Annotated in this window: 32 protein-coding genes; 8 read left to right on the top strand and 24 right to left on the bottom strand. The window is 42.1% G+C overall.

Going from position 1 to position 26,186, the window contains the following annotated elements; genetic code table 11:
• Positions 1-195: 195 nt before the first annotated feature.
• Positions 196-1,062, bottom strand: coding sequence for a nucleotidyltransferase-like protein (locus tag ACIFOD_RS15045; protein WP_430315475.1), 867 nt, complete (start codon positions 1,060-1,062; stop codon positions 196-198).
• A 154-nt stretch (positions 1,063-1,216) separates the two neighbouring features.
• Between ACIFOD_RS15045 and ACIFOD_RS15050 the strand changes: the two genes are divergently transcribed.
• A complete protein-coding gene (locus ACIFOD_RS15050; protein ID WP_397552595.1) occupies positions 1,217-1,564 on the top strand; it encodes a YgzB family protein in 348 nt (115 codons plus the stop codon).
• 82 nt (positions 1,565-1,646) lie between these two features.
• On the opposite strand, the gene perR is transcribed toward ACIFOD_RS15050, so the two are convergent.
• The 8 genes from perR to ACIFOD_RS15090 all read right to left on the bottom strand — a co-directional run bounded on the left by perR (position 1,647) and on the right by ACIFOD_RS15090 (position 7,550).
• Positions 1,647-2,087 carry a peroxide-responsive transcriptional repressor PerR gene (gene perR / locus ACIFOD_RS15055; protein WP_397540941.1) on the bottom strand — a complete coding sequence of 147 codons (441 nt, stop codon included), beginning with the start codon at positions 2,085-2,087 and terminating at the stop codon, positions 1,647-1,649.
• A 93-nt stretch (positions 2,088-2,180) separates the two neighbouring features.
• Positions 2,181-2,729: a cob(I)yrinic acid a,c-diamide adenosyltransferase gene (locus ACIFOD_RS15060; protein WP_397552593.1), complete on the bottom strand. Its 549-nt coding sequence runs from the start codon at positions 2,727-2,729 to the stop codon at positions 2,181-2,183.
• Position 2,730: 1 nt separating this feature from the next.
• Positions 2,731-3,681: a D-2-hydroxyacid dehydrogenase gene (locus ACIFOD_RS15065; protein WP_430315299.1), complete on the bottom strand. Its 951-nt coding sequence runs from the start codon at positions 3,679-3,681 to the stop codon at positions 2,731-2,733.
• A gap of 226 nt (positions 3,682-3,907) precedes the next feature.
• Positions 3,908-4,372, bottom strand: a complete 465-nt coding sequence (gene bcp / locus ACIFOD_RS15070) for a thioredoxin-dependent thiol peroxidase (RefSeq protein ID WP_430315300.1) — start codon at positions 4,370-4,372, stop codon at positions 3,908-3,910.
• 71 nt (positions 4,373-4,443) lie between these two features.
• Positions 4,444-4,848, bottom strand: a complete 405-nt coding sequence (locus ACIFOD_RS15075) for an ion channel (RefSeq protein WP_113970032.1) — start codon at positions 4,846-4,848, stop codon at positions 4,444-4,446.
• A 61-nt stretch (positions 4,849-4,909) separates the two neighbouring features.
• On the bottom strand, positions 4,910-5,695 hold the full coding sequence (locus tag ACIFOD_RS15080) for an ABC transporter permease (RefSeq protein WP_397552591.1): 786 nt from the start codon (positions 5,693-5,695) through the stop codon (positions 4,910-4,912).
• Positions 5,696-5,698: 3 nt separating this feature from the next.
• Positions 5,699-6,490, bottom strand: coding sequence for an ABC transporter permease (locus ACIFOD_RS15085; protein ID WP_430315301.1), 792 nt, complete (start codon positions 6,488-6,490; stop codon positions 5,699-5,701).
• A 49-nt stretch (positions 6,491-6,539) separates the two neighbouring features.
• A complete protein-coding gene (locus tag ACIFOD_RS15090; protein ID WP_113970035.1) occupies positions 6,540-7,550 on the bottom strand; it encodes an ABC transporter ATP-binding protein in 1,011 nt (336 codons plus the stop codon).
• Positions 7,551-7,750: 200 nt separating this feature from the next.
• Here ACIFOD_RS15090 and ACIFOD_RS15095 point away from each other — a divergent pair, with 200 nt between their 5' ends.
• Both ACIFOD_RS15095 and ACIFOD_RS15100 read left to right on the top strand, forming a co-directional pair.
• Entirely contained in the window at positions 7,751-9,037 is a 1,287-nt protein-coding gene (locus tag ACIFOD_RS15095; protein ID WP_430315302.1) for a glutamate-1-semialdehyde 2,1-aminomutase, read from the top strand.
• 248 nt (positions 9,038-9,285) lie between these two features.
• Positions 9,286-10,368 (top strand): FUSC family protein, encoded by a 1,083-nt coding sequence (locus ACIFOD_RS15100; RefSeq protein ID WP_430315303.1) that lies wholly within the window; start codon positions 9,286-9,288, stop codon positions 10,366-10,368.
• Positions 10,369-10,417: 49 nt separating this feature from the next.
• Here the strand turns inward: ACIFOD_RS15100 and nikC are convergent, their stop codons facing one another.
• The 10 genes from nikC to fabL form a co-directional block, all read right to left on the bottom strand.
• Positions 10,418-11,314 (bottom strand): nickel transporter permease, encoded by an 897-nt coding sequence (gene nikC / locus ACIFOD_RS15105; RefSeq protein WP_430315304.1) that lies wholly within the window; start codon positions 11,312-11,314, stop codon positions 10,418-10,420.
• A 28-nt stretch (positions 11,315-11,342) separates the two neighbouring features.
• Positions 11,343-12,347 (bottom strand): ABC transporter permease, encoded by a 1,005-nt coding sequence (locus tag ACIFOD_RS15110; protein WP_113970039.1) that lies wholly within the window; start codon positions 12,345-12,347, stop codon positions 11,343-11,345.
• Between the two features lie 310 nt (positions 12,348-12,657).
• Positions 12,658-14,247, bottom strand: coding sequence for an ABC transporter substrate-binding protein (locus ACIFOD_RS15115; RefSeq protein ID WP_430315476.1), 1,590 nt, complete (start codon positions 14,245-14,247; stop codon positions 12,658-12,660).
• Positions 14,248-14,321: 74 nt separating this feature from the next.
• The gene (locus ACIFOD_RS15120) at positions 14,322-15,287 is read right to left on the bottom strand and encodes an ABC transporter ATP-binding protein (RefSeq protein ID WP_430315305.1); all 966 of its coding nucleotides are present in this window, start codon (positions 15,285-15,287) and stop codon (positions 14,322-14,324) included.
• Complete coding sequence (locus ACIFOD_RS15125; RefSeq protein WP_430315306.1) at positions 15,262-16,278, bottom strand: ABC transporter ATP-binding protein; 1,017 nt, start codon at positions 16,276-16,278, stop codon at positions 15,262-15,264. Before ACIFOD_RS15125 ends, ACIFOD_RS15120 begins: the two co-directional genes overlap by 26 nt.
• Before the next feature lie 316 nt (positions 16,279-16,594).
• On the bottom strand, positions 16,595-18,343 hold the full coding sequence (locus ACIFOD_RS15130; protein ID WP_430315307.1) for an ABC transporter ATP-binding protein: 1,749 nt from the start codon (positions 18,341-18,343) through the stop codon (positions 16,595-16,597).
• Between the two features lie 163 nt (positions 18,344-18,506).
• Positions 18,507-19,037, bottom strand: coding sequence for a nucleoside tri-diphosphate phosphatase (ntdP, locus tag ACIFOD_RS15135; RefSeq protein ID WP_113970149.1), 531 nt, complete (start codon positions 19,035-19,037; stop codon positions 18,507-18,509).
• Positions 19,038-19,203: 166 nt separating this feature from the next.
• The gene (locus tag ACIFOD_RS15140) at positions 19,204-19,464 is read right to left on the bottom strand and encodes a YgaB family protein (protein ID WP_113970043.1); all 261 of its coding nucleotides are present in this window, start codon (positions 19,462-19,464) and stop codon (positions 19,204-19,206) included.
• Positions 19,465-19,743: 279 nt separating this feature from the next.
• A complete protein-coding gene (locus ACIFOD_RS15145; protein ID WP_397552583.1) occupies positions 19,744-19,953 on the bottom strand; it encodes a gamma-type small acid-soluble spore protein in 210 nt (69 codons plus the stop codon).
• Positions 19,954-20,029: 76 nt separating this feature from the next.
• Positions 20,030-20,773, bottom strand: coding sequence for an enoyl-[acyl-carrier-protein] reductase FabL (gene fabL, locus ACIFOD_RS15150; protein ID WP_430315308.1), 744 nt, complete (start codon positions 20,771-20,773; stop codon positions 20,030-20,032).
• A 107-nt stretch (positions 20,774-20,880) separates the two neighbouring features.
• Here fabL and ACIFOD_RS15155 point away from each other — a divergent pair, with 107 nt between their 5' ends.
• Positions 20,881-21,105: a hypothetical protein gene (locus ACIFOD_RS15155; protein ID WP_397552581.1), complete on the top strand. Its 225-nt coding sequence runs from the start codon at positions 20,881-20,883 to the stop codon at positions 21,103-21,105.
• A gap of 41 nt (positions 21,106-21,146) precedes the next feature.
• Here ACIFOD_RS15155 and mutY read toward each other — a convergent pair whose 3' ends face one another.
• Both mutY and ACIFOD_RS15165 read right to left on the bottom strand, forming a co-directional pair.
• On the bottom strand, positions 21,147-22,253 hold the full coding sequence (gene mutY / locus ACIFOD_RS15160) for an A/G-specific adenine glycosylase (protein ID WP_430315309.1): 1,107 nt from the start codon (positions 22,251-22,253) through the stop codon (positions 21,147-21,149).
• Positions 22,254-22,302: 49 nt separating this feature from the next.
• Positions 22,303-22,611, bottom strand: coding sequence for a hypothetical protein (locus ACIFOD_RS15165; protein WP_324747577.1), 309 nt, complete (start codon positions 22,609-22,611; stop codon positions 22,303-22,305).
• A gap of 90 nt (positions 22,612-22,701) precedes the next feature.
• Between ACIFOD_RS15165 and ACIFOD_RS15170 the strand changes: the two genes are divergently transcribed.
• The gene (locus ACIFOD_RS15170; RefSeq protein ID WP_430315310.1) at positions 22,702-23,688 is read left to right on the top strand and encodes a metal-dependent hydrolase; all 987 of its coding nucleotides are present in this window, start codon (positions 22,702-22,704) and stop codon (positions 23,686-23,688) included.
• Positions 23,689-23,732: 44 nt separating this feature from the next.
• Here the strand turns inward: ACIFOD_RS15170 and ACIFOD_RS15175 are convergent, their stop codons facing one another.
• Positions 23,733-24,008, bottom strand: a complete 276-nt coding sequence (locus ACIFOD_RS15175) for a YfhJ family protein (RefSeq protein ID WP_034762572.1) — start codon at positions 24,006-24,008, stop codon at positions 23,733-23,735.
• A gap of 150 nt (positions 24,009-24,158) precedes the next feature.
• Here ACIFOD_RS15175 and ACIFOD_RS15180 point away from each other — a divergent pair, with 150 nt between their 5' ends.
• Both ACIFOD_RS15180 and ACIFOD_RS15185 read left to right on the top strand, forming a co-directional pair.
• Positions 24,159-24,323, top strand: coding sequence for a small, acid-soluble spore protein K (locus ACIFOD_RS15180; RefSeq protein ID WP_044339716.1), 165 nt, complete (start codon positions 24,159-24,161; stop codon positions 24,321-24,323).
• 32 nt (positions 24,324-24,355) lie between these two features.
• Positions 24,356-24,514, top strand: a complete 159-nt coding sequence (locus ACIFOD_RS15185) for a YpzG family protein (protein ID WP_082051311.1) — start codon at positions 24,356-24,358, stop codon at positions 24,512-24,514.
• 38 nt (positions 24,515-24,552) lie between these two features.
• On the opposite strand, the gene ACIFOD_RS15190 is transcribed toward ACIFOD_RS15185, so the two are convergent.
• Entirely contained in the window at positions 24,553-24,879 is a 327-nt protein-coding gene (locus tag ACIFOD_RS15190; protein ID WP_113970051.1) for a YfhH family protein, read from the bottom strand.
• Between the two features lie 127 nt (positions 24,880-25,006).
• Between ACIFOD_RS15190 and ACIFOD_RS15195 the strand changes: the two genes are divergently transcribed.
• Positions 25,007-25,678: an SDR family NAD(P)-dependent oxidoreductase gene (locus ACIFOD_RS15195; protein ID WP_430315311.1), complete on the top strand. Its 672-nt coding sequence runs from the start codon at positions 25,007-25,009 to the stop codon at positions 25,676-25,678.
• 43 nt (positions 25,679-25,721) lie between these two features.
• Here ACIFOD_RS15195 and ACIFOD_RS15200 read toward each other — a convergent pair whose 3' ends face one another.
• A complete protein-coding gene (locus ACIFOD_RS15200; RefSeq protein WP_430315312.1) occupies positions 25,722-26,135 on the bottom strand; it encodes a hypothetical protein in 414 nt (137 codons plus the stop codon).
• Between the last annotated feature and the right edge of the window lie 51 nt (positions 26,136-26,186).

Below are 26,186 nucleotides of genomic sequence, written 5' to 3' on the forward strand. Positions count from 1 at the left end.
AGTTTTCAAGGTTCAATGTGCAATCGCTTCGTTTAAGCGACTTTTTAATCTTACCAAGTTATGGAGTTAATGTCAACAACTTTTTAAGATTTTTAAGTCGCCACTGACCGCTCGTTGTCGTCGTTCAGCAGCGACATTTACTAATATAACAAGGTTTCATATTGAAGTCAACGAATAATTAATATTTCACTATAATTATTTCACTGCTCGATAATAACGGTGATAAATCCCCTGTCCCTTTGTCTCTACATTTACAATTTCAACAAATCCTTTGTCTGTCAAATATTCAATGAGCATGCTTAAATCCACTGAATAATGCTTGGCCTCTGAATGATTGAGAAGGTCCTGGAACGTCCAATGTTCTTTCTGGTCCAGGATGCTTAATAGATGTTCCGTTGAAACCTTTGTTCTTGAGTGAATGAGAAACTCGCTTGCCAGAAATAGCAGTTCAAGTCGTTTATCGATTTCTTCATCGCTTGTTACGAGTTCTTCATACAGCTTGTAGATTTCAGGCTCTATTTGTTTTACCTGGCTCCATACTGTTACCTCCGGATGGAATCCGTTTTCGATAACCGCGAGCCTGGCCAGATGGTGTAAGGAATGAACGATGTGATTATAGGCATCTAAATAATGCTTACTTTCAAAGAATTCTTTACCGTCCATGTAACGACGAATCAACTTGGCAAATTCCATCCCCATCTTTATCTTTCTACCATAAAAGGGGAAATCCCTCAGCTCTGTTTTAAGATTAAGAATATATTCGTTGCGATCGAACAGTATCTTACCATTAAATAGCCAATCAATCACTTTACGGTTGGACCCGAGTAAAATCCACTCATTCAGCTTACCTTCCGTTACGATATGTAAGGCTGCCTTCTGTTCTTTATAAGAATAGTGCTTAATGAATACTGGTTCTTCAGCTTCTTTCACCACTAGAAAAAGGACAATATCAAAAGTATCCGTCAACGGACTGGATTTCTTGCTTTGTTCTATTAAAAGCGCTCCTAAAGTATTGGGGTGACTTGTACGCTCTTGATATAACGGTCGTAAAATATCTTCCATTTCATACTCCTCCACATCAATCATTGGTTGGTTACTATTTCGACATTCAAAGACGATTTCCTTCTCTGAATATAGTCATTTTTCGACAAAAGGGTTTCGTATCCCTCTTCTTACAACAATTATGGTATAGTATTTTTTTAGGAGGGACAAACAAATGGCTAAGTATTCGAGTAAAATTAATAAAATCCGTACGTTTGCCTTAAGTTTGGTTTTCATCGGATTTATCATTATGTACGTAGGTATATATTTTAGAGAACATCCATGGGTTATGACAACATTCATGCTGCTGGGTTTTCTGGCAATCATCGGAAGCACGGTTGTGTATTTCTGGATCGGGATGCTATCCACGAAGGCTGTTCAAGTCACATGTCCTAATTGCGGGAAGGTCACAAAGGTCCTTGGGCGAGTAGACATGTGTATGTATTGTAATGAGCCATTAACTCTTGATCCGAACTTGGAAGGCGAAGAGTTTGATGAGGACTATAATAAAAAGCAAAGATAGACCCAATTGAGAAAAGACCTTCTGCTGAAGGTCTTTTTTGGCATCAAAAAAAGAATGGCCCTGATATTGGGACCATCCTTATCTAGTGGGTTTCCTTTATAGAGCAGTCAGAACATGTTCCGTAGATTTCCATTCGGTGGTTATTCACCTTGAAACCTGTCACATGGGAAGCCAATTGTTCAACTTCATCCAGTCCAGGATAATGGAAGTCAACGATTTTCCCGCAGCCATCACAGATGACATGGTAATGATCGGTTGTCACAAAATCGAAGCGACTGGAAGCATCACCGTAGGTCAACTCTTTCACTAAGCCTACTTCACGGAATACGCGTAAGTTATTATAAACAGTAGCGACACTCATGTTGGGGAATTTCCCTTCGAGTGCTTTATATATGTCATCGGCAGTTGGATGAGCCATTGAATCAATGAGATACTCTAATATCGCATGACGTTGAGGAGTGATACGGACTCCCGTTTCCTTCAATGTCGAAATCGCTTCTTTTAATTGTCCTTCTTCAGACATCGTCATGCACCTCTTTTCATAAGAATTATTATTTTATAATCTTTATAAATAGTGTACTAATCAACGGTCCCCTTTGTCAATCTTTCTCCCTGGTTACTCATGTAAGTTTTTCTCTTGTTCCCCAAGCTGTTGGTTTATATAGCGGCCTGCAACGAATAGATAGTCAGAAAGTCTGTTCAGATAAGAAAGGACCAACGGATTAATGTCTTCATCAATTCCAACCGCTTCTCTTTCGGCTCTTCTCACGATTGTTCTGGCCGTATGAAGGGCAGCTCCGGCAGGCTGACCTCCTGGAAGGATGAAATTGCTAAGGGGCGTCAGGGCACCATCAAGAAAGTCGATTTGCTCTTCCAGTTCTTTAAGATGTGATTGTTCAAGCTTCCACTTCACATCTTTTCCTGCAGGCGTAGCCAGTTCCGCTCCAACATGAAAGAGAATCGTTTGAACCTTATGAAAGAACTCCTCAAACTTTTCTTTTCCATCAAAGTATTCAGCTTTAAGGTAGCTTAGACCTAAACCGATCATGGAATTCGCTTCATCGCATGTCCCGTATGCCTCAACCCGCTGATCTTTTTTTGATACTCTCGTTCCATATACCAATGACGTCGTTCCCTTGTCTCCGGTTTTTGTATAAATTTTCATCCTAATATCCCCTCTCTGCATCGATTACGTTAATATAGTTTTCACTATTCTTACGATATGTAGTTAAATTCTTTTTAAATATTTCAAGTGCTCTTGGCATGTATTTTTTTGTGATGCTGGAAAGATGAGGCGTCACCGTTATACCTTCATTCTGCCAGAACGGGTGATCTTCTGGTAATGGTTCCTTTTCAAATACATCAAGGTACATATGCTGTATTAACTTCTTGTCACTTACTTCAAGGAGAACGGATTCCTCCACGAGATCCCCACGACCTATATTGATGAAAACAGCCGTGTCCTTCATTTGTTCAAAGTGCTCAACCTGCAGGAGATGCTTCGTTTTCTCAGTACTGGGCAGAACGGATAGTATGTAATCGGCATTTCTCAGCTCCGTCTGAAAGGTCTTCAGGGTGAACATACTGTCAAAATGTTCTGCAGGAGAGCCGGAAGAATTCACACCCGTCACTTTCATATGAAACGCTTTTGCCAACCGTGCGATTTCTCCTCCAATCGCTCCTGCCCCGAGAATAAGGATAGAGGCTTCATGAAGTTCTGAGGTTGGAAGTCTTCTGCTCCACACGCTATCCTCTTCCTGCTTCCATACTGCTTGAAGCTGTTTTGCATGCTGAAGCATCAATCCGATTGTAAACTCAGCCATAGGAATTTTATGAATACCTCTTGCATTGGTGACCAGGATGCCTCTTTTTTTGATGGCTTTAAATGGCATCTTCTCAAGGCCAGCTGAGGTGACCATGATCCATTTGCATTTCTCACTTTTTTCAATGTGAAAGTCGGTCAAATCTTCCCCCATAGTGACAATCACCTCTGCTTCTGGAAGTTCTTTCTCCGCTTCTTTGATTTTTTTGTAAAAAAGAAACTCAACCTCATGGAAGCTATTCTTTAAGTCTGAGATAAACTCTTCCTTAGGTTGAAATGTGAAGATAATTTTCATGCAGATGCCTCCCATCCCTATTGCCCATTATTTTACCATATTTATACCGTATCACCCTATTTTATAGCATCTTTAAAAGCATAAAAAAAGAGGATCGACCTGGTCGATCCTTAAACGGATGAGACTGACTTATTTGAGGAGGTTGCCCTACTCTTACTATATGTCTTTACCTCTCTTGTGAATGGACAAAAGCCTCAAGCTTCTTAAAATAGGCTTAAAAATAGGTTCAGAAAAGGTTCTCTTTAATGTATTGCAGAGCTTCCTCCACATGTCCCTTCACTTTCACCTTTCTCCATTCCTTTGACAGGTTTCCTTCTTTATCGATAATAAAGGTAGAACGTTCAATGCCCATGTATTCTTTCCCGAAGTTCTTCTTCAGCTTCCACACGCCGTATTCCTCTGCCACCTTATGATCTTCATCCACCAGCAGAAGGAACGGAAGTCCATGCTTGTCTACAAACTTTTCATGCTTATCAACGGGATCGGGACTCACCCCTAAGATAACGGCATCGAGATTCTCAAAGTTTTCATGCTGATCCCTGAAATCACATGCTTCTGTCGTACAACCTGGAGTCATGTCCTTTGGATAGAAATAAAGAACCACGTTTTTCCCCTGGTAATCTGAAAGCTTCACCTTTTCTCCATTACTTGCAAGTAATTCAAATTCAGGTGCTTTTTGACCCACTGTCATATTTGTTCCCCTCCATTGAATATTTTCTAACTTTAGCGTACCCAATAGGAGGAAAAAACTCAAACCATATGCTACTTGTTTTCGTAGTTTAAAAATGATTTCACGACAAAGGCGGCAGGTATGGTGTAACCGAGCCATGACTCAATGAGGGCAATTCCCCTCCCGATACCAACAGGGGTTACATCCCCGTAACCTACTGAGAAAAGGGTGATGCCGCTGAAATACATCGTGGTAAAAAAATGATCGAGGAAGTCTCCCGTTAAGGGTTTTCCTCCTTCAACGAGAATCGGAACCCCTTCAAGCTCAAGGAGAGCAAACAGAAGACCGAATCCAACCATGATTGTGATATAACTCATTCCTAAAAAGAGAAAATGATGAAGTGAAACGTGATGCTCTTTCCACCTTGAAGGATAAAATAAGGCCCGTAAACTCATCACCATACAGAACAAAATGAAAAACCCTATGATATAAAGCATGTACATACCCTCTTTTTTCTGCTTGTCTTCCTATATGTACGCTTAATTCTTCAGATTCATTCTAGTTACCTGCACCCCTGTATCGTTTCACTCCTTCATTCCATAACACGATCGAGAAGATGAAAAAACCGATGCCCACAAATGGAGTCAGAAACGAATAGGGGTACCATTCCGTCTTTTCCAGGAAAAAGGCAGATGGATAGACTCCGACAAAAGCGAATGGAAGAATCCACGTTAATACGAAACGAATCACTTTATTATAGATATCAACGGGGTATCTTCCATAGTTACCGATATTGTACATCATCGGCATGATCGACGTTTTCGCATCCGACCAGAACCCGATGCTTGCAAGGGCGATGAAGATTCCTGCATACACAAGAGCTCCCCCGATTACAAAGAGGATAAATAATACGGGTTCGTACCATTCAAAGGTAATATCCAGTCTTCCCCCGGCGTAGAACATAACCGCGAGGCCCGTTATCACTCCGAAAAGCGACTCCAGTTCCATTCGCTCTAAGATGATTTGAAATAAGCTGTGTATGGGACGGGTCAGGATCCGGTCGAACTCTCCCTTCACCACATACCGGTCGTTAAAGTCCCAAATGTTGAAGAACGAACTGAATAGTGCAAACGGGACCAAGAAGAAACCATATATGAAAATGATTTCGTCTCTTGTCCATCCGCTCAGAAGCTGAGTATGGCCAAACACGACCAGGATAAATACGAGGTTAACTGCCTGAAACAGTAAATCAGAAAGAATCTCGACAACCAGGTCGGCCCTGTATTGCAGCCTGATCTTCATATATTGGGCGACATATTGAAAAAACATCCTTACATAAAACATCGGTCACCCTCCTTGAATAATCATTTGTTTTTTTGCCATGACCCAGAGTATCTTGATCGGTATGAGAAGGATCAACGACCATACGCCCTGCATAAGAATCGCATTGAATGATTCAGAAGTCGTAAAGCCATTGGTGAAAATCATGCTGGGAACATAACTTATACTCTGGAACGGTAAGTAACCCATCACATCTTGCGCCCAAAGGGGGAAGAAATGAATCGGCAGCAGTAAGCCGGAAAACAAATCAATGACCACTCGTTTCGCCCGGATGAGACCATCATTATTAAACAAGAAAAAGGTCGTGATACCCGTCAGTAAATTGATTTGTGTATTGATAATGAAGCTAAACAGGATCGAAATTGCAAATAAGCCCAATGTATCAAACCCTGTACCGAATTGTAGCGGGAAGATGAGGCTGACAATAATCATTCCCGGGAACGAGAAAAACAACAGTCTGAAGACTCCCTCTCCGAGTCCCTGCATCGTCTTCATTCCAAGATAGTTATAGGGCCTGATAAATTCAACTGCCACTTTTCCTTCTTTAATTTCCTGAGAGATTTCACGGTCGATATTATTAAAATAAAAGGCCCTCGCCATCCAGGAAACGGCCACATAGGTCGTCATTTGAATGATGGATAATCCTTCAATATCACTTTTTCCTCCGTAGATGGCCTGCCACAAGAAATAGTAAGCTCCAATATTGATACTGTATATTAATATTCCACTATAATAATTAGTTCGGTACGCCAGCATCATGAGAAAGCGGATGCGAATCATTTCTATATACTTAGCCATGATACCCTCCCGGACACTGGAGCTGAACCGATAGCTTCTACTCCCAAACTCATCTCGTCACTGCCCCCTTTTCATAGATGTTCCGTATGATCTCCTCCGTAGTCGTTTCTTCAATCTTCATGTCTTTCACTTTGAAACTCGCAACGATTTTCGTTATCAGTTGTGAGATGACTTCATCATCCGCTTCAATTAATGCTGAATAGCTCTGCTTTTTCTCATCAAAAGACCAGGAGATGTTTTGATTCTTTGTAAGATCGGATAAAGCGGAGAGAGACGTATCGTCCAGGAATTGAAACACGACTTCCTTTTGATCTCCCCAATTTTCTTTGAGCTGACTCAGAGCCCCGTCATAAATGATTTTCCCTTCATCCAACATCACGACCCGTTCACAAAGAGCTTCGATGTCGGTTAAATCATGGGTGGTTAAAAGAATCGTAGTATTGTACTTCTCGTTGATTTCTTTCAAGAATTGGCGGATTTTCAGTTTCACCAGAACATCCAATCCAATTGTAGGTTCATCCAAGAAAAGTAAAGGCGGATTATGGACAAGAGCCGCTGCCAATTCACATCTCATTCGCTGCCCCAGTGATAATTTACGGACCGGCTTGTCCAGTAGCGGCGCGATATCCAACGTTTCAATCACATGATCCATATGTGCTTTGTATTGTTGATCAGGGACTTTGTACACTTTCTTTAAGAGTTGGAAGGATTCCTGAACCGCAATATCCCACCAGAGCTGGGAACGCTGCCCAAACACGACCCCTATCGTCTGAACGAATTTTTCCCGATCACGATGAGGATTCATTCCATTGACGGTCAACTCTCCCCCGGTCGGTGTCAAGATCCCCGTCAGCATCTTGATGGTAGTGGATTTTCCGGCTCCATTTTCACCGATGTACCCGACCATCTCCCCCTGCTTCACATTAAATGAGATATCATTCACCGCAGGAACGATCTTATAATTACGCGTAAATAAATCCCGAAAGGCTCCTTTAAGTCCGGAACGACTTGAAAAAGCCTTGAATTCTTTACGCAAGTGATGTACTTCGATTGCATTCATATTGCGTCCTCCTAATTTCAAAAAAAGTATCGGTCCCTCTTTTACAAACAAAGAATAGTGTACCACAGAGAACTGTTTCCCTTAGAACAGTCTGCTTGAAAATTTGTGTGCCCAATGATTCCCTATTTGCTAAAGTGGAAAAGACCGTACTACAATAGAAGAGTAATAGATAGCTAAATACACATATTCAGGAGGAAATCATGAAATATACTGAATCAGAAACTTTACATACAGAAGCATTGGAACATATCGTAGGAGGAGTGAACAGCCCGTCACGCTCATATAAAGCAGTGGGCGGAGGCTCGCCGGTTGCAATGGAAAGGGGTCAAGGCGCATATTTCTGGGATGTAGACGGAAATAAATACATCGATTATCTGGCAGCATACGGACCTATCATCACCGGACACGCTCACCCACATATTACAGAAGCGATCAAAACAGCGGCGGAAAACGGAGTCCTTTACGGAACCCCTACCCGTCATGAAGTGAAGTTTGCCAAAATGATCAAAGAAGCAATGCCTTATATGGACAAGGTTCGATTTGTAAACTCCGGGACTGAAGCGGTGATGACAACGATTCGTGTTGCAAGAGCATACACCGGGAAAGACAAAGTCATTAAATTCGCAGGTTGCTATCACGGTCACTCAGATCTGGTACTGGTTGCAGCCGGATCTGGACCATCCACATTAGGAACCCCTGATTCAGCCGGTGTTCCTAAGAGTATCGCCCAGGAAGTCATCACGGTTCCATTCAACGACATCGAACCCTTTAAAGCAGCAATGGAAAAATGGGGAGATCAAATTGCAGCAGTCCTTGTGGAACCCATCGTAGGGAACTTCGGCATTGTAGAACCAAAAGAAGGCTTTCTTGAGCAAGTGAATGACATTACTCATAATGCCGGTTCCCTTGTCATTTATGATGAAGTCATTACGGCATTCCGCTTCATGTATGGCGGAGCTCAGGATATGTTAAAGGTGAAGCCTGACTTAACGGCGCTGGGGAAAATCATCGGCGGCGGTCTTCCAATCGGGGCTTACGGCGGGAAGAAAGAAATCATGGAACAGGTCGCCCCGTTAGGTCCTGCCTATCAAGCAGGTACAATGGCAGGAAATCCCGCTTCCATCCTTTCAGGAATTGCCTGCCTTGAAGTGTTAAAAGAAGAAGGCGTATATGAGAAACTTGATAAACTCGGAGAAATGCTTGAAAAAGGGATCCTTACAGCAGCTGAAAAACATAACGCACCAATCTCCATTAACAGATTGAAAGGAGCTCTCACACTTTACTTTACTACAGAAAAAGTGGAGAACTATGAGCAAGCTGAAGCGACCGATGGAGAAATATTTGCGAAGTTCTTTAAGCTTATGCTTAATCAGGGAATCAATCTTGCTCCTTCTAAATATGAAGCATGGTTTATTACGACCGCTCATACAAAAGAAGATATACAGGAAACGATCGAAGCTGTCGATCGTGCATTTGCACAATTATAATAGAAGAACCTAAAGACTGCTCCACCTGCGTAGGGCAGTCTTTATTATTGATTTTGTAGAACAACTCTTCCCTTCATGGCATATCTATTCATTCGGGAGAAGACTGCTGCGATTTGTTTATTCCCTTCCTCAAAAAGGTACATATTTTGTAGAAACTTATTTAAATTTCCCTATTGATATTACTTGTAAGTACATGTATAGTACAGTATTGTTTATTAAAATGTTACACAAGAAAGGATCCTAATTCCATGAAACTTGGTGCTCGCATCCTTAAAACGGGAATTGCGATTGTATTAGCTTTACTTGTATCGCAGCTATTGGGTATACCTTCTCCAGTTTTTGCTGGAATCGCGGCGGTCTTTGCCGTACAGCCCACCATTTACCGCTCATATCTATCGATCATCGAACAGATTCAAGCAAACCTGATCGGTGCTGGGATTGCCGTTATCTTTGTACTCTTATTCGGCAGCAATCCCCTTATTGTAGGTCTCGCTGCTGTCATAGCCATTGCCATCATTCTGAAATTAAAGCTGCAAAACACGATCGGCCTGGCCCTGGTGACGTTGATCGCGATTATGGAAGTGACGGACCAGGATTTTATTCAATTTGCATTTATCCGTTTCTCAACCATCATGATCGGTGTGTTCTCATCTTTCATTATTAACTTGATTTTCCTGCCGCCAAAATACGAAACGAAGCTTTATCATAAAATATCTGATTCAACAGAAGAAATCTTAAAGTGGATCAGGTTGAGTTCAAGACACGCAACAGAGTTCCATCTTCTGAAAAAAGACTTGGAGCGCATTAAAGAAAAACTTATTAAGGTCGATCAATTGTATCTTCTTTATAAAGAAGAACGGGATTATTTCAAGAAAAATTCGATTGTCAAAAGTCGTAAGCTTGTCATTTTCCGTCAGATGATTTCATCAACGAATCGAAGCTTTGACATCTTGAAGCGATTGAACCGGTATGAAAATGAAATTTTTCAATTGCCGGATGAATTACGTGGAGTGATCAAGGGACAGCTTGATTGTCTTCTCACCTACCATGAACAGCTTCTTTTAAAGTTCCTTGGAAAAATGCATCCGCATGCTGAATCAGAAGCCCAGCAGGATGTGTGCATGCATCGAAAAGAACTGATGAATATCATGATCCAGGAAGTAAAACAGCATAGTAAAGATGAAAATATTCATAACTTTCATCTCCTTCATATTTTCTCGGCCATCTTTGAATACGATGAGCATTTAGAGCACCTGGAAAAACTCATCACAAGCTTCCAATCGTATCATAAAGAAGACAATGAAGTGACGATCGGGGAAGAGGAAGAATAAAAAACGGAGCAAAGGATGTGATTTCCTTTGCTCCGTTTTATTGTTCTATTTAGTTTTTCATTTTAGGATCAAGGGCATCCCGAAGTCCGTCCCCCATCAAGTTGAATCCCAGTACCGTCAGCATGATGGCAAGTCCCGGGAAGATCATTGTCCAAGGAGCTTGCAGCATATATTGCCTTGCATCAGACAGCATCTTTCCCCATTCAGGTTCAGGAGCCTGAGCTCCTAGACCAAGGAAACCGAGTGCTGCTGCTTCAATGATGGCAGTCGCAATGGCAAGAGTGCCCTGCACGATGATCGGAGCCATACTATTTGGCAATACGTGACTGAAGAGAATACGAACGTCGCTCATTCCGATGGCTTTTGCAGCCATTACATACTCCTCCTGCTTCACACTCAACACCCTCGAACGGATGAGTCGTCCAAATTTCGGAATATTAATGATGGCAATAGCAATTAAAGCGTTTCTTAGGGAAGGCCCAAGAGCAGCTACGACTGCTATCGCTAACAGGATACTCGGAAATGCAAGCATAATATCAAAGATACGGGAGATGATGGTATCGACCCATCTGCCGTAATAGCCTGCTACGATCCCCAATAGACTTCCTACTACTGAAGAACCGATAACCGCGAAGAATCCTACCCATAAGGAGATGCGTGCTCCATGGATGATTCTTGATAATATATCCCGGCCGAAGTCATCCGTCCCTAACCAATGTTCAGAGGAAGGTGCTTGTAGTCTTTTTGATAAATCTTGATCATTAATACCTTGTGGTGCAATGACTGGAGCCGCAATTGCTAAAATCACGAAGAAAAGAACGATACAAAAACCTACTAATGCAATTTTGTTTTTCTTAAAGCTTTTCCATGCTTCCTTCCAGGGAGATACCGTTTCTTCTTCCAAAGAAGGATGAAGCTCCTTTTGCGGTTCTGCTAATTCTGCCATGAGAGTTCACCTCTTTCTTCTATTGATGTTAGTTGTATTTAATACGTGGATCCACAGCAGCATAAAGTAGATCGACAATTAAGTTAATCGTGACGAAGATCGTTGCGACTACCAGGATGCCAGATTGCACTACAGGGTAATCACGGTAACCAATCGCTTCATAAATATAACGACCGATTCCCGGCCAGCCGAAGATGGTTTCGGTTAAGATCGCTCCTCCCAGGAGAAGGCCCATCTGCAAACCAATGACGGTCAATACCGGAATGATGGCATTTTTCAGCGAGTGCTTGTACACTACCCAGAACATCTTCAGACCCTTGGCACGAGCTGTACGAATATAATCTGAGCGCATGACCTCCAGCATACTGGAACGTGTCATACGTGCAATGATTGCCATAGGGATGGTTGCCAGAGCAATTCCTGGCAGGATGATGTGCTTCAGTACCTCACCAAGCTGATCAAACCGACCTTGAATTAGGGTATCGAGAATATAGAAGTTGGTAACCGAATCAACAGGGTTTCGTATATTCTCCCTTCCAGTTGTAGGAAGAATGTCAAGCTGAATACCGAATATCCATTGCTCCATCAACCCTAACCAGAAGATCGGCATGGAAACACCGATAAGGGCCAGGATCATGGCCGTATAATCGAACCAGGAGTTTTGAAACCAGGCACTGATGATTCCTGCGTTCACTCCAATAAAGATCGCTATGATGATGGCCACGATCGCTAACTCGGCGGTAGCGGCCAAATATGGCCAGATTTCAGCTGAAACTTCCGTCTTGGTTCTAAGGGAACTTCCTAAATCCCCGGTCAATAATCCTTTTAAATAGTCAATATACTGGATATACCAGGCATTATCGAGCCCCAACTGATCTCTTAACGCGGCTACTGCTTCTTTCGTAGCCTGTTGCCCAAGAATGACCTGAGCTGGATCGCCGGGAATGGCACGAATGATTGAAAAAACAATAAGAGTCATTCCCAGCAAAACAGGAATGAGCTGTAATAATCGACGAATGGTGTATTGGAACATCATGTTCACCTCTCTATGTGGAGATTCTGATTTTCTTGTAATGTTAGTTAGATTAGGAAAATAGCAGGTTTGGTATTAATTAAGGATTGCTCGGAAATGCTTGTCGAATCTGGGCATAGCCCCTCCGATCTTCTACCTGTCCAGCTGCGGGGCTTAGAGGCTCGAGGTCATAAGGCCAGCCCACCAAAAAGGCAAAAGGCGCCTTTCCGGTGGACTTCCCTTATGCTTGTCGCCTCTGGGCAAAGCCCCTCCGCTTTTCTATGTACAAAGGGGAGAAATCATAGATGTCTCCCCTTTGGTCTATTGCCTATTACTCCATATCTACTGCGCCTAACCAGTCGGAACCAGTTGGGTGCGGCTTGAAGTTTTTAAGAGCTGCACTTCCTGCAAGTAGTGGTGTAGAGTGAGCAATCGGTACCCATGGAGCATCTTCATGGATAATTTCTTGCGCTTTTTTGTATAGCTCTTCACGTTTTGCAGGATCTACTTCTGTTTGAGCATCAATTAAGATTTTGTGTACTTCATCGTTACTATAGTAAGAGTAGTTGTTACTTCCGATATTGTCCTTATCAAGAAGAACGTATAAGAAGTTATCTGCATCTCCATTGTCACCAGTCCAGCCAAGTAAGAATGCATCTGCCTCACCGTTTTTAGCTTTTTCCAGGTAAGTAGCCCACTCGTAAGATACGATTTTCGCTTTGATGCCTACTTCAGCTAAGTCAGCTTGCATCGCTTCCGCTACCTTTTGACCATCCGGCATATAAGGGCGTGGTACAGGCATTGCCCAAAGTTCCATCTCGAAACCATCTTTTAATCCTGCTTCTGCAAGAAGTTCTTTTGCTTTTTCAGGATTGTATTCATAAGCTTCTACGTCATCATTGTATCCGGCAATAACCGGAGGCATCGGGTTTTTCGCCATTTCTGCTTTTCCTTCGAAGAAAGCGTCAATGATTTCTTGCTTATTGATGGCATAGTTCACAGCTTGACGTACTTTAGGGTCATCAAACGGCTCACGAGTTGATGTTAAACCTAAGTATCCAACGTTCATAGATGGACGCTCGAATAATTGCAGGTTGTCGTCCCCTTCAACTTTACTTGCATCACTTGGATTGACTCCATCTGCAAGATCGATTTCACCAGATATCAATGCATTCAGACGAGCAGAGTTTTCTGGAATTGATTTAAATACGACCTGATCTAATTTTGGTAAATCTTTGTTCCAGTAGTCTTCGTTCTTTTCAAGAACAATTTTGTCATTACGCTTCCACTCAACAAACTTGAATGGACCAGTACCTGCATCAGTTGGTGCTTCTGCAAGCTTGTCACCTAATTCATCAATCGCTTTAGGACTTACAATCGCGAATGGGCTCATTGCAATATTTTTCAAGAAAGGTGCTTGCGGGCGTTTTAATACGAATTCAACTGTCATGTCGTCAGCTGCTTTTACTTCTTTAATGACATGACCTTCATCGGCTTTGAATCCGCCGAACATTGAACCGTAATAAGGGAATTGATCTGCATTCCCGTTCATCCAGCGCTCGAAGTTTTTCACAACGGCCTCAGCGTTTAAGTCAGTGCCATCTTGGAATTTCACTCCGTCACGAAGCATGAATGTATACGTTAAACCATCATCGGATACCTTCCATTCTTCTGCTAATCCCGGATTCACTTCTGTATCCTGCTCTCCGAATTTTACAAGTGTTTCGAAGATATTCTTCGTTACCTTAAATGATTCGCCATCAGTTACTGTTGCAGGATCAAGCCCTACAGAGTCTCCTCCGCGACCAAAGATCAATACTTTTGGATCGCCGCTATCTTTACTGTCGCCGCCTTCGCCTGAAGAACTTTCATTTCCTCCACATCCGTAAAGAACAGATGATACGAGTAGGATGAGCAGCATTAAAATTGACCAGCTTTTTTTTCTCAACTAAATCCCCTCCTGAATAATGTTTATATACTTATGAGACTTGTCTTCTAGTAAAGATGACAAGCTACATAATGCCCTGGTTGGTGTTCCTTGAATTCCGGTACCTTCTGTTTGCAGATCTCCGTTGCATGTGGACACCGGGTGTGGAATGTACACCCACTCGGTGGATTGGACGGGCTCGGAATATCCCCCTGCAAGAGAATCGTTTCTCTCTTGAAATCAGGATCCGGAACCGGTACCGCTGATAGTAGTGCCTCAGTATATGGATGAAGCGGATTTTCATAGAGTGTTTCACTATTACTCAGCTCTACCATTTTGCCTAGATACATCACGCCTACCCGGTCACTTATATGTCTCACTACACCTAAATCATGCGCAATGAAGATATAGGTGAGTCCGAACTCTTTTTGCAAATCCTGCATCAGGTTCAGGACCTGTGACTGAATGGACACGTCAAGAGCTGACACAGGTTCATCGGCAATAATGAGCTTGGGCTTCGTCATTAGAGCTCTCGCGATCCCAATTCGCTGCCTTTGTCCACCACTGAATTGATGTGGGTAACGTTTCGCATGATAGCTGCTTAACCCGACAATATTGAGTAGTTCATGAACCCTCTTTTTTCTTTCTTTCGCTGAACCCATTCCATGGACCTTTAATGGTTCTTCGAGAATTTTTTCAACAGTATGCCTTGGATTCAAGGAAGCAAAAGGATCCTGAAAGACCATTTGCATTTCCCGGCGGATCTTTCTCATTTCAGAGTTTGATAGACTGGTAAGCTCTCGATCTTCGAATGTCACTTTTCCTTCCGATGGATCGATAAGTCTCATCAGCATCCTGCCAGTCGTCGACTTTCCACATCCGCTTTCTCCTACGATTCCAAGAGTCTCTCCTTTATTCACGGTAAAAGAAACCCCGTCCACTGCTTTTACAGAACTGACAGGTCGTCCGAGAATTCCTCCTGTGATCGGAAAGTGTTTCTTAAGATTCTCAACCTTTAGCAACGGTTCCGTCATAAACTCCCTCCTCCACTTCATCGAACAGGAAGCATCGTGTGCAATGTCCTTGTGATGTTTCATATAATTCCGGTGTTTCGACTAAACAGCGATCGAAGGCATACTCACAGCGTGCTGCAAATCGGCATCCGGTCTTAATGGATCCCGGTTTCGGTACATTTCCCTGAATCGAGTGCAGTCGCTGCTGCTTGTTTCTCATATCCGGTACGGATTGAATCAGGCCTTTCGTGTAAGGATGCTGAGGGTTTTTAAAGATTTCTTCTACTTTCCCCTCTTCCACCACTTTCCCTGAGTACATAACGACCACTCGTTCACATGTTTCAGCTACAACTCCTAAATCATGAGTGATCAAGAGGACCGCTGTATTCAGTTCTTTATTTAATCGTTTCATCAATTTTAAAATTTGGGCCTGAATCGTCACGTCAAGAGCGGTTGTCGGCTCGTCTGCTATCAATACACGTGGATCACAAACCATGGCCATGGCAATCATGACCCTTTGTCTCATACCGCCTGATAGCTGATGAGGGTATTCCTTGATAAGCTCCTCAGATCGCGGTAAACCGACCATCTTCATAATTTCAATTGCTTTATCTCTTGCTTGTTTCTTTCCAACCTTCGTATGTATTCGTATTGCTTCCGTTAATTGGTCACCTATAGTAAAAACAGGGTTTAAAGAAGTCATTGGCTCTTGGAAGATCATCGCTATATCATTGCCCCGGATATCTCTCATTCGCTTTTCAGATGCTTGTGTCAAATCTTCATCTTTATACAGTATCTTTCCACCTACTATTTTCCCCGGTGGTTTCGGTACCAGGCCCATGATGGATAGGGATGTAACACTTTTACCACATCCACTTTCCCCTACAATTCCCAGTACTTCCCCTTCATTCACATGAAAGCTTACTCCATCGACTGCAGGAACTTCTCCGTCATCAGTAAAAAAGGAGGTCCTCAAATCTTCCACTTTTAGTAAAGGACGCGCTTCGCTCATTCAAATCCTCCTCTTGAAACTATCTCTCTTTTCTTAATAGTGTTTATTTTCTAATTTTTATATGTTTCTTATTATACAAGATGTTACAAATGTTGCAATCTATTTTCAGAATTTTTCTACACAAAATCAATATGCTCTTTCATTCCTAATTCAATTCAATATATGTCCAATTATCCTTTTCATTCCTTCCATATAAAGTTATTTAGCCCTACTTTCTTCACGACACACCTGAAATAAGTTTGATATATTTTTTTGATAAACAAAAAAAGTCATGACTTTTATCACACGTATCGTGATAAGTCATGACTTTCCATTTTTACTGATCGAGCTGCTGTACTTGGAAAAGTTTATGGTAATGTCCCTGTTTTGCCATCAGCTCTTCATGGGTTCCCATTTCGACAACTTCACCGTGCTCCATATGAATGATTCTGTCAGCATGGGTGATCGTTGATAATCGATGAGCGACTATGAAGGTCGTTCGATCTTTTGCCAGGATTTCAAGAGATTCCTGGATAAGGTGTTCGCTTTCCAGATCAAGGGCTGACGTTGCTTCATCCAGTATGAGAATCGGTGGATTCTTAAGGAACACCCTGGCAATCGCGACACGTTGCTTCTGTCCACCCGATAGCTTCACACCTCTTTCTCCTACTTTCGTGTCATAGCCTTGAGGTAATTTCATGATGAAATCATGTGCATTTGCCGCCTTGGCAGCTTCTATTACATCTTCATCCGTCGCATTAGGATTACCGAATTTAATATTCATCTTAACCGATTCACTAAAGAGAATATTGTCCTGAAGCACCATTCCGATATTGTCCCGCAATGACCTCACCTGAAACCTTCTGATGTCTGTTCCATCTAAAAGAATTTCACCATCTGTGACATCATAAAAACGGGGAATAAGACTGACGAAGGATGATTTTCCTCCACCGCTCATCCCGACCAGAGCGACGGTTTCACCCGTTTTAATATCAAGGTTGAGATTACGCAGTACCTCTTCCTCTTCAGATTCATAGCGGAAGGAAACATTTTTAAAATGAATATCTCCGCGTACGTTTTCACAAGGAATCGCACCTGGTTCATCATCAATATCATACTTCTCATCCATGAACTCAAATACGCGGTCCATGGAAGCGATCGATTGAGTCAAGGTTGTAGAAGAATTCACCAGTCGTCTAAGCGGACCATAGAGACGATCGATATAGGCGATAAAGGCAGCCATTGTACCAATGGTCAGATCTCCATTAATCACTTGCAGCCCCGCATAACCAATGATGATCAGCGGAGAAATATCCGTAATGGTATTCACAACCGCGAACGCTTTCGCATTCCAGCTTGTTTGCTTTAAGGCCTTCGTTAAGAAATTACTATTCTGATCCTGAAACTGTTTTTGTTCATAGTCTTCAACAGCAAAACTCTTGATGACAGCCATTCCCTGGACCCGTTCGTGTAAGTGACTTTGAACCTCTGCCAGTGCCTGAGACCGGTCTCTCGTCAAACCTCTGAGTCTTCCAAAGAAATAACGGACAGAGAACGCATAGAAAGGAAACGCGATAAGAGAAACAAGTGTTAACGAAACATCCATCGTAAACATGATGGACAAGGCAATGACAATGGTAGCAGCATCCAGCCATAGATTCATCAGACCGGTGATCACGAAATTCTTCGTTTGCTCAACGTCATTGATGACCCTGGAAATGACTTCCCCCGCTCTTATATTCGAATAATACTTAAAACTGAGTCGCTGAATATGTGAAAACAAATGATCCCTTAAGTCATACAAGATCTTGTTTCCCGTCCACTGAGCAAAGTACTGTCGATAATACTCCACAGGCGGTCTTACCAATAAGAAAAGGCCAAGCATGACCCCCATGATCATCAGTAATTGATTGGTCTTTTCTTCCGAGGATAAGCCCGAAGCGCCTACAATATCATCGATTACATATTTAATTAAAATCGGAATTAATAAAGGGATGGTAAATTTAATAATACCTATAATTAATGTACCAATAATTTGCCACCGATAAGGTTTTACAAATTGAAGGTAGCGTTTGATACTATCCAAGTGATTACTCCTTTCTAAGGTGTGAGTATTTATTTTGCCCCAATAAAAAGGGATGACCCTGTATGGAACGCAGCACTGTTCCTCTTCAAGTCCTTTCAGGAAATGAAAAGGGTTGCTCCTTACTGGGTCAGCCCTTTAATGCCTATACAGTTTTCCAGCTGTGTTATCCCCTGTGAGTCAGATAACGCTCGTACCAAATATCAATAAAGTCAGGAGCAAAAGGCCCTTTTCTTTGTCGGATCCAGCGAACAAGCTTGTCTACATTTCGCTTCAGGATGTGATCGATCACATCCGGGTAACCGTACAACTTGCGATGAGCTTCATACTCATCCTCATCCAGCAGTGTATATGTCATATCAGGAAACACTTTAATATCCAAGTCGTAATCGATATACTTGATCGCTTCATGATCATATACAAATGGTGAGCTTAAATTACAATAATAATAAATACCGTCCTCACGAATCATACAAATAATGTTAAACCATAGCTCTGAATGAAAATAGCATATTGCGGGTTCACGGGTCATCCACGTTCTTCCGTCTGATTCCGTCACCATCGTTCGATCATTTCCACCGATTATCTGATTGCTTGTTCCTTTCAGAACCGTCGTCTCATTCCATATCCGGTGAATGTTGCCATCATGCTTAAAGCTATGTATTTGTACTGATTTTCCTTCAGTGGGAACCGCCATCGTATCCCCTTCTTTCATTTCAAAATTACCCTTATATATGCTTATCTATTCTATCATTATAACGTTTCCTCAGAAAATTTAAAACAAAAGGGCTATCCTTAAAGAAAAAATCCTTTAAGAATCGCCCTGTTCCTGTTCAAAAATGGGATTTATCATGAATATCTTTTTATGTTGTAACGCTGTTTTGTTCCTTTTGATAGGAGCGAATCACTTCATCGGTTTGTTTTTGAAACATTTTTTGAATCTCTTTTAGTTCCTTCTTTTTTGAAGCAATCTCTCTCTTTATAGATTCAACCTTCGTCATTTCTTGAAGCTCGAACAGCTCCTCTTCAAGCTCTTGACAACGTTCGATCTCTGACTGAAGATATAACAACTTATCCATCGTCTCTAACTGCTCTGTTACCAACTCATTAAACCGTTGTTGCATCAGTTCCACCACTCCTCTAAACAAGCTCTCCTAAACATTCTCCTTCCCACCCCCAAACCCTTTGACAACTTCTGTCACATTCCCACCTGTTTTGTCGATGTGGAGGGACGGACCTCTTTTTTATAGTGGATATTGATAGGAGTTAGTTGTGTAGACTTCTGGAAGATCAGTCCTTCATTGATTGAAGATTTGAAAGGTCCGTCCCTCAAAAACAAAATGATGCCCAAAACGAAAAAGCACCCAACTTAATGGGTGCTTTTTCCGTCAAGAACAATTCAATTATTGTTGTTGTTGACCGTATTTACCAGAAGCTTTCGCTTTGTTAGCTTCTGCTTGTTGGTTTTGTTGCTTCACGTGTTGTGCTGCTGTTGTTTCTGAAGCGAACTCAGTACCGTATTGTTGTTGCTGAGCTGCACCAGCTTGAGCGTTTTGTTGTTTTACGTGTTGAACGCTTGTACCAGCTTGAGTTTTGTTTGGTTGTTTTGCCATTGTAATCACCTCCACGCTTATTAAGATAACCAAGCGTGGAATTCACTATTCGATATTTTTCAGGAAAAACATTCCACTAAACGAGTAGTGAGCGACCTCCATCTACGATGATTGTTTGACCTCTGATCATGGAGGAATCGTCTGAAACGAGGAACATCACTGACTTCACAAGATCATCAATTTCCACCATTCGTCCTGCAGGTGTTTTACTGCGGGCATCTTCGAGAAGCTCTTCACGATTAGGGAAATGCTTGAGTGCATCTGTATCGATCGCACCACCGGAAACTGCATTTACGATTATGTCACGCGGTGCAAGCTCAACTGCAAGATAACGCGTTAATGCTTCAACTGCAGCTTTAGATACTCCCACAGTTGTGTAATTGTCTAAATAACGGATGGATCCCAATGAGCTTATGCTTACGATGCGTCCACCCTTATCCATTAACTTTGCTGCTTCCTGGGCACAGAATAGTAACGCCTTGCTGTTAATGTTCATCGTCCAATCCCAATGAGATTCTTCAAGTTCCATGACTGGACGCAGAACCCCGGATGCTGCGTTACTTACCAATACATCCAAACGGCCGAATTCTTCTTTAATCTGTTCGAACATAGATTTGATTTTATCCACGTCTCCTACATTTGCCCGTACGACAAATGCTTTTTGGCCCAACTTTTCGACCTGTTCTGCCGTTTCAAGTGCACCTTTTTTACTCCGTGCATAATTGACTACGATATCGTATCCTTTTTCTGCTAGTTGAATCGCGATTTCTCGTCCAAGTCCGCGGCTGCTTCCTGTGACTAATGCTACTTTTTGACTCATCATGTTGATCATCCTTTCAATTTCATTTTCCATTTGGTGTAAAGCATATTCAGGCCTTCTAACATACACACTAATAGGAGCATGTCAGTTAAATGGAGGAATGAGTTATGTATGTAGGTAGAGATATGACAGAGCTTTCAATGATTCCAAAAGATGAATGGCAAAAAAGCGAGCTGGCTTTCTTTCATCATTCACTACAACAAATAGTACCCTATTTGAACGCAGAAGGACAATCGATTCACAGAGAAATTGTCGAAGAAATTGAAAACCGCGGCGGATTGAAGCGTGGCGAAGCCGATTATACTCACGGCACGAAGGTTAGTTACGATTAAGACGATAATACACAAAGAGCAACCAGCACGGCTGCTCTTTTTTATTTCTGTAGTATTCCTGCTCCTGTTTCCCTCCAAATTTTCTGATGGGAGACGGGAAAGGCATATTTCTCCAATTCTTCAGTCGTAACGGCAATCAGGCCGCTTTCATCAAGAGTGGTGCTGTCGATAGAACCAACATATACTTCAATATCCCAAACGATGTGAGAGAATAAATGCTGGATTTTCGTGACAACCCCTGCTTTCAAAGAGCAATCGACCTTGTATTCCTCCTCCATTTGATCAAGCAATTGTTTTCGACCTCCGCTTGAACCCCCCACTTCAAAATTAGGGAATTCCCATAAATTAGCGAGCAGTCCTTTACCCGGTCGTTTATGGATAACAACTCGATCATCTTCTGTAAACAGAACGGCTGCCGCCATATTTATTTTACGTGCAGATTTCTTTTTTGATTTAATTGGAAGTTCTGTTTGCACTCCTTCTTCAAATGCCTGACAGTGCTCCCGGACAGGGCATAGTAAGCAGGATGGTGATGTCGGTGTGCAAATCAGTGCACCAAGCTCCATCAGTGCTTGATTGAAATACGATGGATTCTCTTCAGAAATCAAATTTCTGACCGCTTGTTCAAATACCTTGCGTGATGCAGGTTTGGCAATATCGAGCCAGATGGATAGAATACGTGAAAATACCCTCATGACATTTCCGTCGACAGCAGGTTCCGGTTTGCTGTAGGCAATACTCAAGATCGCCCCCGCAGTGTATGGTCCCACACCTTTTAATGACGATATTTCTTTCGGAGTATCCGGGACGATTCCTCCATACTTTTCACTCACTTCTTTTACAGCAGATTGAAGATTCCTGACTCTCGAGTAATAGCCTAGTCCTTCCCATGCTTTCAGGACATCTTCTTCGTCTGCTGTAGCAAGAGCATCTATGGTAGGAAATTTCTCGATGAATCGGTTAAAATAAGGTATGACCGTATCCACCCTTGTTTGTTGAAGCATGATTTCAGATACCCAAACCTTGTATGGATCTTGATCCTTCCTCCATGGAAGATCACGCTGTTCTCTTGAAAACCATGATAATAAATTCTTCTGAAATTCCTTACGGTTAATGGTCTGTAAATGTTTCAATGGTTCTTCTTTCAATTTTGTACCTCCAAGATGTTAAATGTTACGTTGAATAGGGAATAAATAATTAAAGTTGTGTTTTTAAGCCAACAAGGTTTATTTCTTTTAACCCTCCACAAATACATTCGTCCAATAATCCAAATAATAAATGACGACGGGATGTCCGTAAACGTTTCAAAACATGGAAATGGGATTCAGTGGGCACTATAAACCGTTCGATGTAACGATTAGGGTCGGCTTCAGACTTTTCCCACTGGATATTAAAGGCGTCGTATTGTGGTAATGTCGCTACGATATTGTTCATAATCTGATTATATTGAGGTTGAAAATTTTGTTTTATTTCATATTCTAAGTAAATGTGTAAAGTGTTTTTCATTGAAATAAACTCCTTTTAACCATATCATGTTCAAAAATGAATACAAGTCATTAAAAATACAGATGAAAATGAGCCAAGGGAGGACTTTTTTTGGATACAGGCACTCATATCGTCATGGGTTTCGCTCTAGGGGGCTTAGCCACCCTGGATCCCGTTGTTGCTGAAAGTGCGGCCACTTCTCAAAGTGTGTTGGTTGCAGCAGTCATCGGCTCTCAAATACCAGACATCGATACCATTTTGAAATTACGCAATAATGCGGTTTATATACGTCATCACCGAGGCATCACCCATAGCATTCCGGCCGTTGCTCTTTGGCCGCTATTAATTGTCGCTTGTCTTTATCCCTTTTTCCCGGGGGCAGATTTGCTTCATTTATGGATTTGGACATTTGTGGCCGTATTCCTCCATGTATTTGTCGACATTTTCAACGCCTATGGGACACAAGCCATCAGGCCGATCTCGTCGAAATGGGTCGCTTTAGGGGTCATTAACACGTTTGACCCGATTATTTTCGGGATTCATATTGGAGGATTGATCCTTTGGGGCATCGGATTACCTCCAGGAAAGACTTTTTTGGTCATGTACATTGTGATTTTTGCTTATTATGTATTGAGATTCCAGGTTCAAAAAGCCGTAAAAAATGCTGTTAAGAGAAGAATTCCGAAAGCGGAGAAAATAATCGTTTCTCCGACGATCCGGTTTTTCCAATGGCGCCTTGCGATTGTGACCAAGGAACATTATTATGTCGCACGGGCATTCAGACGGTCGATTACGATTTTCGATAAATTTGAACGTATACCGATACCTGAGAATCCAGTAATAAATGCCGCTAAAAAAGATAAAAATCTCGCCGCCTTTCTTTCCTTTTCCCCGGTTTTCCGCTGGGAAGTGGACGAATACGATGATCACTTTGAGGTACGCTTCATCGATCTTCGCTACAGAAATAATGGACACTATCCCTTTGTCGCCCTGGTACAGCTCGACAAAGACCTGAACATCGTCAGCTCCTACACAGGATGGGTCTTCAGCGAAGAAAAACTTCGCTCAAAAGTCGACATCAACATTTTAATCGATTAAAGCAGTGAGGGACGGACCTTTAAAAAGGTCCGTCCCTCATCACTTTAATGTACTAAATCGTCATCTTCTTTATCGTCGATCAGGTGTTTGTATTTAGGGTTTTGTGCAGCAAATTCGTGGATTTGTTCACCGTATGTATTGACCCATTGGCGAACGACTTTTTCCGTTACTGCTTTTCCTTTATAATCGTAACCTGCTTTTGCGTATGTGGCTTCGAAATCCTCCCACACAAGTTCGATCCAGGTTCTCGCTTTTTCATACGAGAGCTTATTATTTTTTTCAATTAACAATTGTGTTAATTCGTGGAATGTTGACTCCATTTTGTCTCCTCCTTTTCCATATATTTAGTTCCCACTTTTATGATAATGTACACCAATTCACCCATACTATTAGTACGTGGTTAAGCTTAGTTGTGAACCTTTGCTTCTTCACGGTATGAGTCAGAAAATTCACCTTTTAGGAGGCACTTTATGCGAAATAAAACGACAGGGTTCCCTAACATGAATAACAATAAATTCGAAGGTGAACCGAGAGCTAAAGCGGAATTTGCATCTAAAAGGGCTAACGGCACCATCAATACCCATCCTCAAGAACGTATGAAAGCTTCTGGAGAAAGAGATCACGACTCACTTTAATGAAGTGAAAATCTGTTTAGGGGGTAGTTACGATGGCAAACATGAAAAACAACTTCTACCGAAATAAGTACAGCAGTCCATTTAACAAGGCATTCTACAATCCAAAGCATGCCCATTCCCAAGCTAATGGACAAACCACACAAACTCAAGACTTAATCATTCTAGAGAACCAGACACGCAAGCGTTCCTAGACTACTTCAGAGGTCCGTCCGTATGACGGACCTCTTCATTACTTCTTTTCTCCTGCCAACAGGGAAATCGGCAGTGCTTCTTCTTTTCCGTCTCCACCAAGGCGATATCCCCAGGCAAATACCCCGTTTAGATAGTCGACTTTGAAATATGTACCGGGATCACCTTCTATCGCGTATATCCCGCCAGGCTTGTAGGCGTCAGGATTCATCAAATAAGCCTGTGCCATAAGTGCCTTGCGCTCCAAAACGGCAAACTCATTCACAATCCCCAGTTGTTCAGCTTTCCTTGCCTTTTCCTTCAACGAAGCAATCTCCTGCTTCAACTCATGCTCCGTCATCTCACTATATCTTCTCTCTTGTTCCATTCCTCATCACCTCTACTAATAGTAGTATAGAGAAAATGATACAATAAGAAAAGCGGAAGCGGCTGGTCAGCCCAGACAAGCATAAGGCAGGCCCTTAATTAATTACACCAGAAAGGATGACACCACCATGAAAACAGCCATCATCACAGGCGGAGGCTCCGGCCTTGGAAAAGAATTAGGAAAACTTCTTAGCCAGCAAGGATATCATATCTTCCTTCTTGCTCGGACGGAAGACCGCTTAAAAGAAGCTGCAGAAGAAATTGAAAACATAGGCGGACAGGTTTCATTTGCCACGTTGGATATTCGGTCAACTCATGACATTCAACAATTCGGTGAAAATCATCTTAAGGATCATAATGTAGAATTACTCATACATAACGCAGGGATAGGCTATTTCGGCCCCTTCAAGGATACGGACGATGATGAATTAGTAAGCATGTTTGAAACGAATGCACTAGGTCCCATTCGATTAACCAAGGTACTGCTAAATCGACTGGAACAAAATAGCACCATCATTAACATTATTTCAACAGCAGGCCTTAGAGGGAAAAAGAACGAATCATTGTATGTAGCGAGCAAGTTTGCCCTCAGAGGATTTGGTGAAAGTTTACAGAAGGAGTACGAGGATTCGAATCTTCGTATCGTGAATGCTTATATGGGTGGAATGGATACTCCATTCTGGGAAAACAGCGATCATATCAGTGATCCTTCAAGGCTTCGCTCTCCTAAGGAAGTTGCGGAATTGATTGTGAATGAATACCAAGAAAAAGACGAAATCGTCATCGAATCAAAAAAATAAACCTCAAAAGGCAGCCTTCCCTAAAGGAAGACTGCCTTCTCATTTATGGAGCAAAAGGGAAGAACATAAAGGCCACTACAAATAATAAAACAGGCACTATAAATACAGCGAAGGCATCAATAACCACGACAAAAGCCATCCACACCCAGCGGATACCGTCTTTTCTTTTGAGAAACTGCTGGATCATCCGGATGTTCACGATGATGAGGAAAACCGCCACCCCTAATAGGAAAAATGGCATCACCCATTTCCCCATGGTTTCGGCGTATCCTTGGTTATACCACTCTTGCTTCCCAAGTGTATAGAATCCGGTTTGGACTTTAATAATGATTTCACCAATGATAAATAGTGCGGCTGCCCCTAAGACAATTCCACCTGTGTAAAGCTTGAATTTTTTAGTCGTACCGATGAGCAGCAGAAGTGTTAAACCAGCAAACAGAAGCGCAAAAATCTCCACACGAACTCCCCCTTGTCATACCCCTTTAGTTCAATCTATCTTGAAAACATC

The organism is Rossellomorea sp. NRS-1567, assembly GCF_050467885.1.
Taxonomy (GTDB): Bacteria; Bacillota; Bacilli; order Bacillales; family Bacillaceae_B; genus Rossellomorea; species Rossellomorea aquimaris_C.

What these genes read in the sequence shown, in the direction of transcription:
- ACIFOD_RS15155 (WP_397552581.1), top strand. Translation starts at nt 20,881, where the DNA reads ATGTATGTAGGTAGAGATATGACAGAGCTTTCAATGATTCCAAAAGAT.
- ACIFOD_RS15180 (WP_044339716.1), top strand. Translation starts at nt 24,159, where the DNA reads ATGCGAAATAAAACGACAGGGTTCCCTAACATGAATAACAATAAATTC.
- ACIFOD_RS15080 (WP_397552591.1), bottom strand. Translation starts at nt 5,695, where the DNA reads ATGTTTTATGTAAGGATGTTTTTTCAATATGTCGCCCAATATATGAAG.
- ACIFOD_RS15065 (WP_430315299.1), bottom strand. Translation starts at nt 3,681, where the DNA reads ATGAAAATTATCTTCACATTTCAACCTAAGGAAGAGTTTATCTCAGAC.
- fabL (WP_430315308.1), bottom strand. Translation starts at nt 20,773, where the DNA reads ATGAGTCAAAAAGTAGCATTAGTCACAGGAAGCAGCCGCGGACTTGGA.
- ACIFOD_RS15100 (WP_430315303.1), top strand. Translation starts at nt 9,286, where the DNA reads ATGAAACTTGGTGCTCGCATCCTTAAAACGGGAATTGCGATTGTATTA.
- ACIFOD_RS15125 (WP_430315306.1), bottom strand. Translation starts at nt 16,278, where the DNA reads ATGAGCGAAGCGCGTCCTTTACTAAAAGTGGAAGATTTGAGGACCTCC.
- ACIFOD_RS15060 (WP_397552593.1), bottom strand. Translation starts at nt 2,729, where the DNA reads ATGAAAATTTATACAAAAACCGGAGACAAGGGAACGACGTCATTGGTA.
- ACIFOD_RS15140 (WP_113970043.1), bottom strand. Translation starts at nt 19,464, where the DNA reads ATGCAACAACGGTTTAATGAGTTGGTAACAGAGCAGTTAGAGACGATG.
- ACIFOD_RS15075 (WP_113970032.1), bottom strand. Translation starts at nt 4,848, where the DNA reads ATGCTTTATATCATAGGGTTTTTCATTTTGTTCTGTATGGTGATGAGT.
- perR (WP_397540941.1), bottom strand. Translation starts at nt 2,087, where the DNA reads ATGTCTGAAGAAGGACAATTAAAAGAAGCGATTTCGACATTGAAGGAA.
- ACIFOD_RS15195 (WP_430315311.1), top strand. Translation starts at nt 25,007, where the DNA reads ATGAAAACAGCCATCATCACAGGCGGAGGCTCCGGCCTTGGAAAAGAA.
- ACIFOD_RS15085 (WP_430315301.1), bottom strand. Translation starts at nt 6,490, where the DNA reads ATGGCTAAGTATATAGAAATGATTCGCATCCGCTTTCTCATGATGCTG.
- ACIFOD_RS15120 (WP_430315305.1), bottom strand. Translation starts at nt 15,287, where the DNA reads ATGACGGAACCGTTGCTAAAGGTTGAGAATCTTAAGAAACACTTTCCG.
- ntdP (WP_113970149.1), bottom strand. Translation starts at nt 19,037, where the DNA reads ATGGCGGTTCCCACTGAAGGAAAATCAGTACAAATACATAGCTTTAAG.
- ACIFOD_RS15115 (WP_430315476.1), bottom strand. Translation starts at nt 14,247, where the DNA reads ATGCTGCTCATCCTACTCGTATCATCTGTTCTTTACGGATGTGGAGGA.
- bcp (WP_430315300.1), bottom strand. Translation starts at nt 4,372, where the DNA reads ATGACAGTGGGTCAAAAAGCACCTGAATTTGAATTACTTGCAAGTAAT.
- ACIFOD_RS15110 (WP_113970039.1), bottom strand. Translation starts at nt 12,347, where the DNA reads ATGTTCCAATACACCATTCGTCGATTATTACAGCTCATTCCTGTTTTG.
- ACIFOD_RS15090 (WP_113970035.1), bottom strand. Translation starts at nt 7,550, where the DNA reads ATGAATGCAATCGAAGTACATCACTTGCGTAAAGAATTCAAGGCTTTT.
- ACIFOD_RS15165 (WP_324747577.1), bottom strand. Translation starts at nt 22,611, where the DNA reads ATGAAAAACACTTTACACATTTACTTAGAATATGAAATAAAACAAAAT.
- ACIFOD_RS15175 (WP_034762572.1), bottom strand. Translation starts at nt 24,008, where the DNA reads ATGGAGTCAACATTCCACGAATTAACACAATTGTTAATTGAAAAAAAT.
- nikC (WP_430315304.1), bottom strand. Translation starts at nt 11,314, where the DNA reads ATGGCAGAATTAGCAGAACCGCAAAAGGAGCTTCATCCTTCTTTGGAA.
- ACIFOD_RS15145 (WP_397552583.1), bottom strand. Translation starts at nt 19,953, where the DNA reads ATGGCAAAACAACCAAACAAAACTCAAGCTGGTACAAGCGTTCAACAC.
- ACIFOD_RS15190 (WP_113970051.1), bottom strand. Translation starts at nt 24,879, where the DNA reads ATGGAACAAGAGAGAAGATATAGTGAGATGACGGAGCATGAGTTGAAG.
- ACIFOD_RS15095 (WP_430315302.1), top strand. Translation starts at nt 7,751, where the DNA reads ATGAAATATACTGAATCAGAAACTTTACATACAGAAGCATTGGAACAT.
- ACIFOD_RS15045 (WP_430315475.1), bottom strand. Translation starts at nt 1,062, where the DNA reads ATGGAAGATATTTTACGACCGTTATATCAAGAGCGTACAAGTCACCCC.
- ACIFOD_RS15185 (WP_082051311.1), top strand. Translation starts at nt 24,356, where the DNA reads ATGGCAAACATGAAAAACAACTTCTACCGAAATAAGTACAGCAGTCCA.
- ACIFOD_RS15050 (WP_397552595.1), top strand. Translation starts at nt 1,217, where the DNA reads ATGGCTAAGTATTCGAGTAAAATTAATAAAATCCGTACGTTTGCCTTA.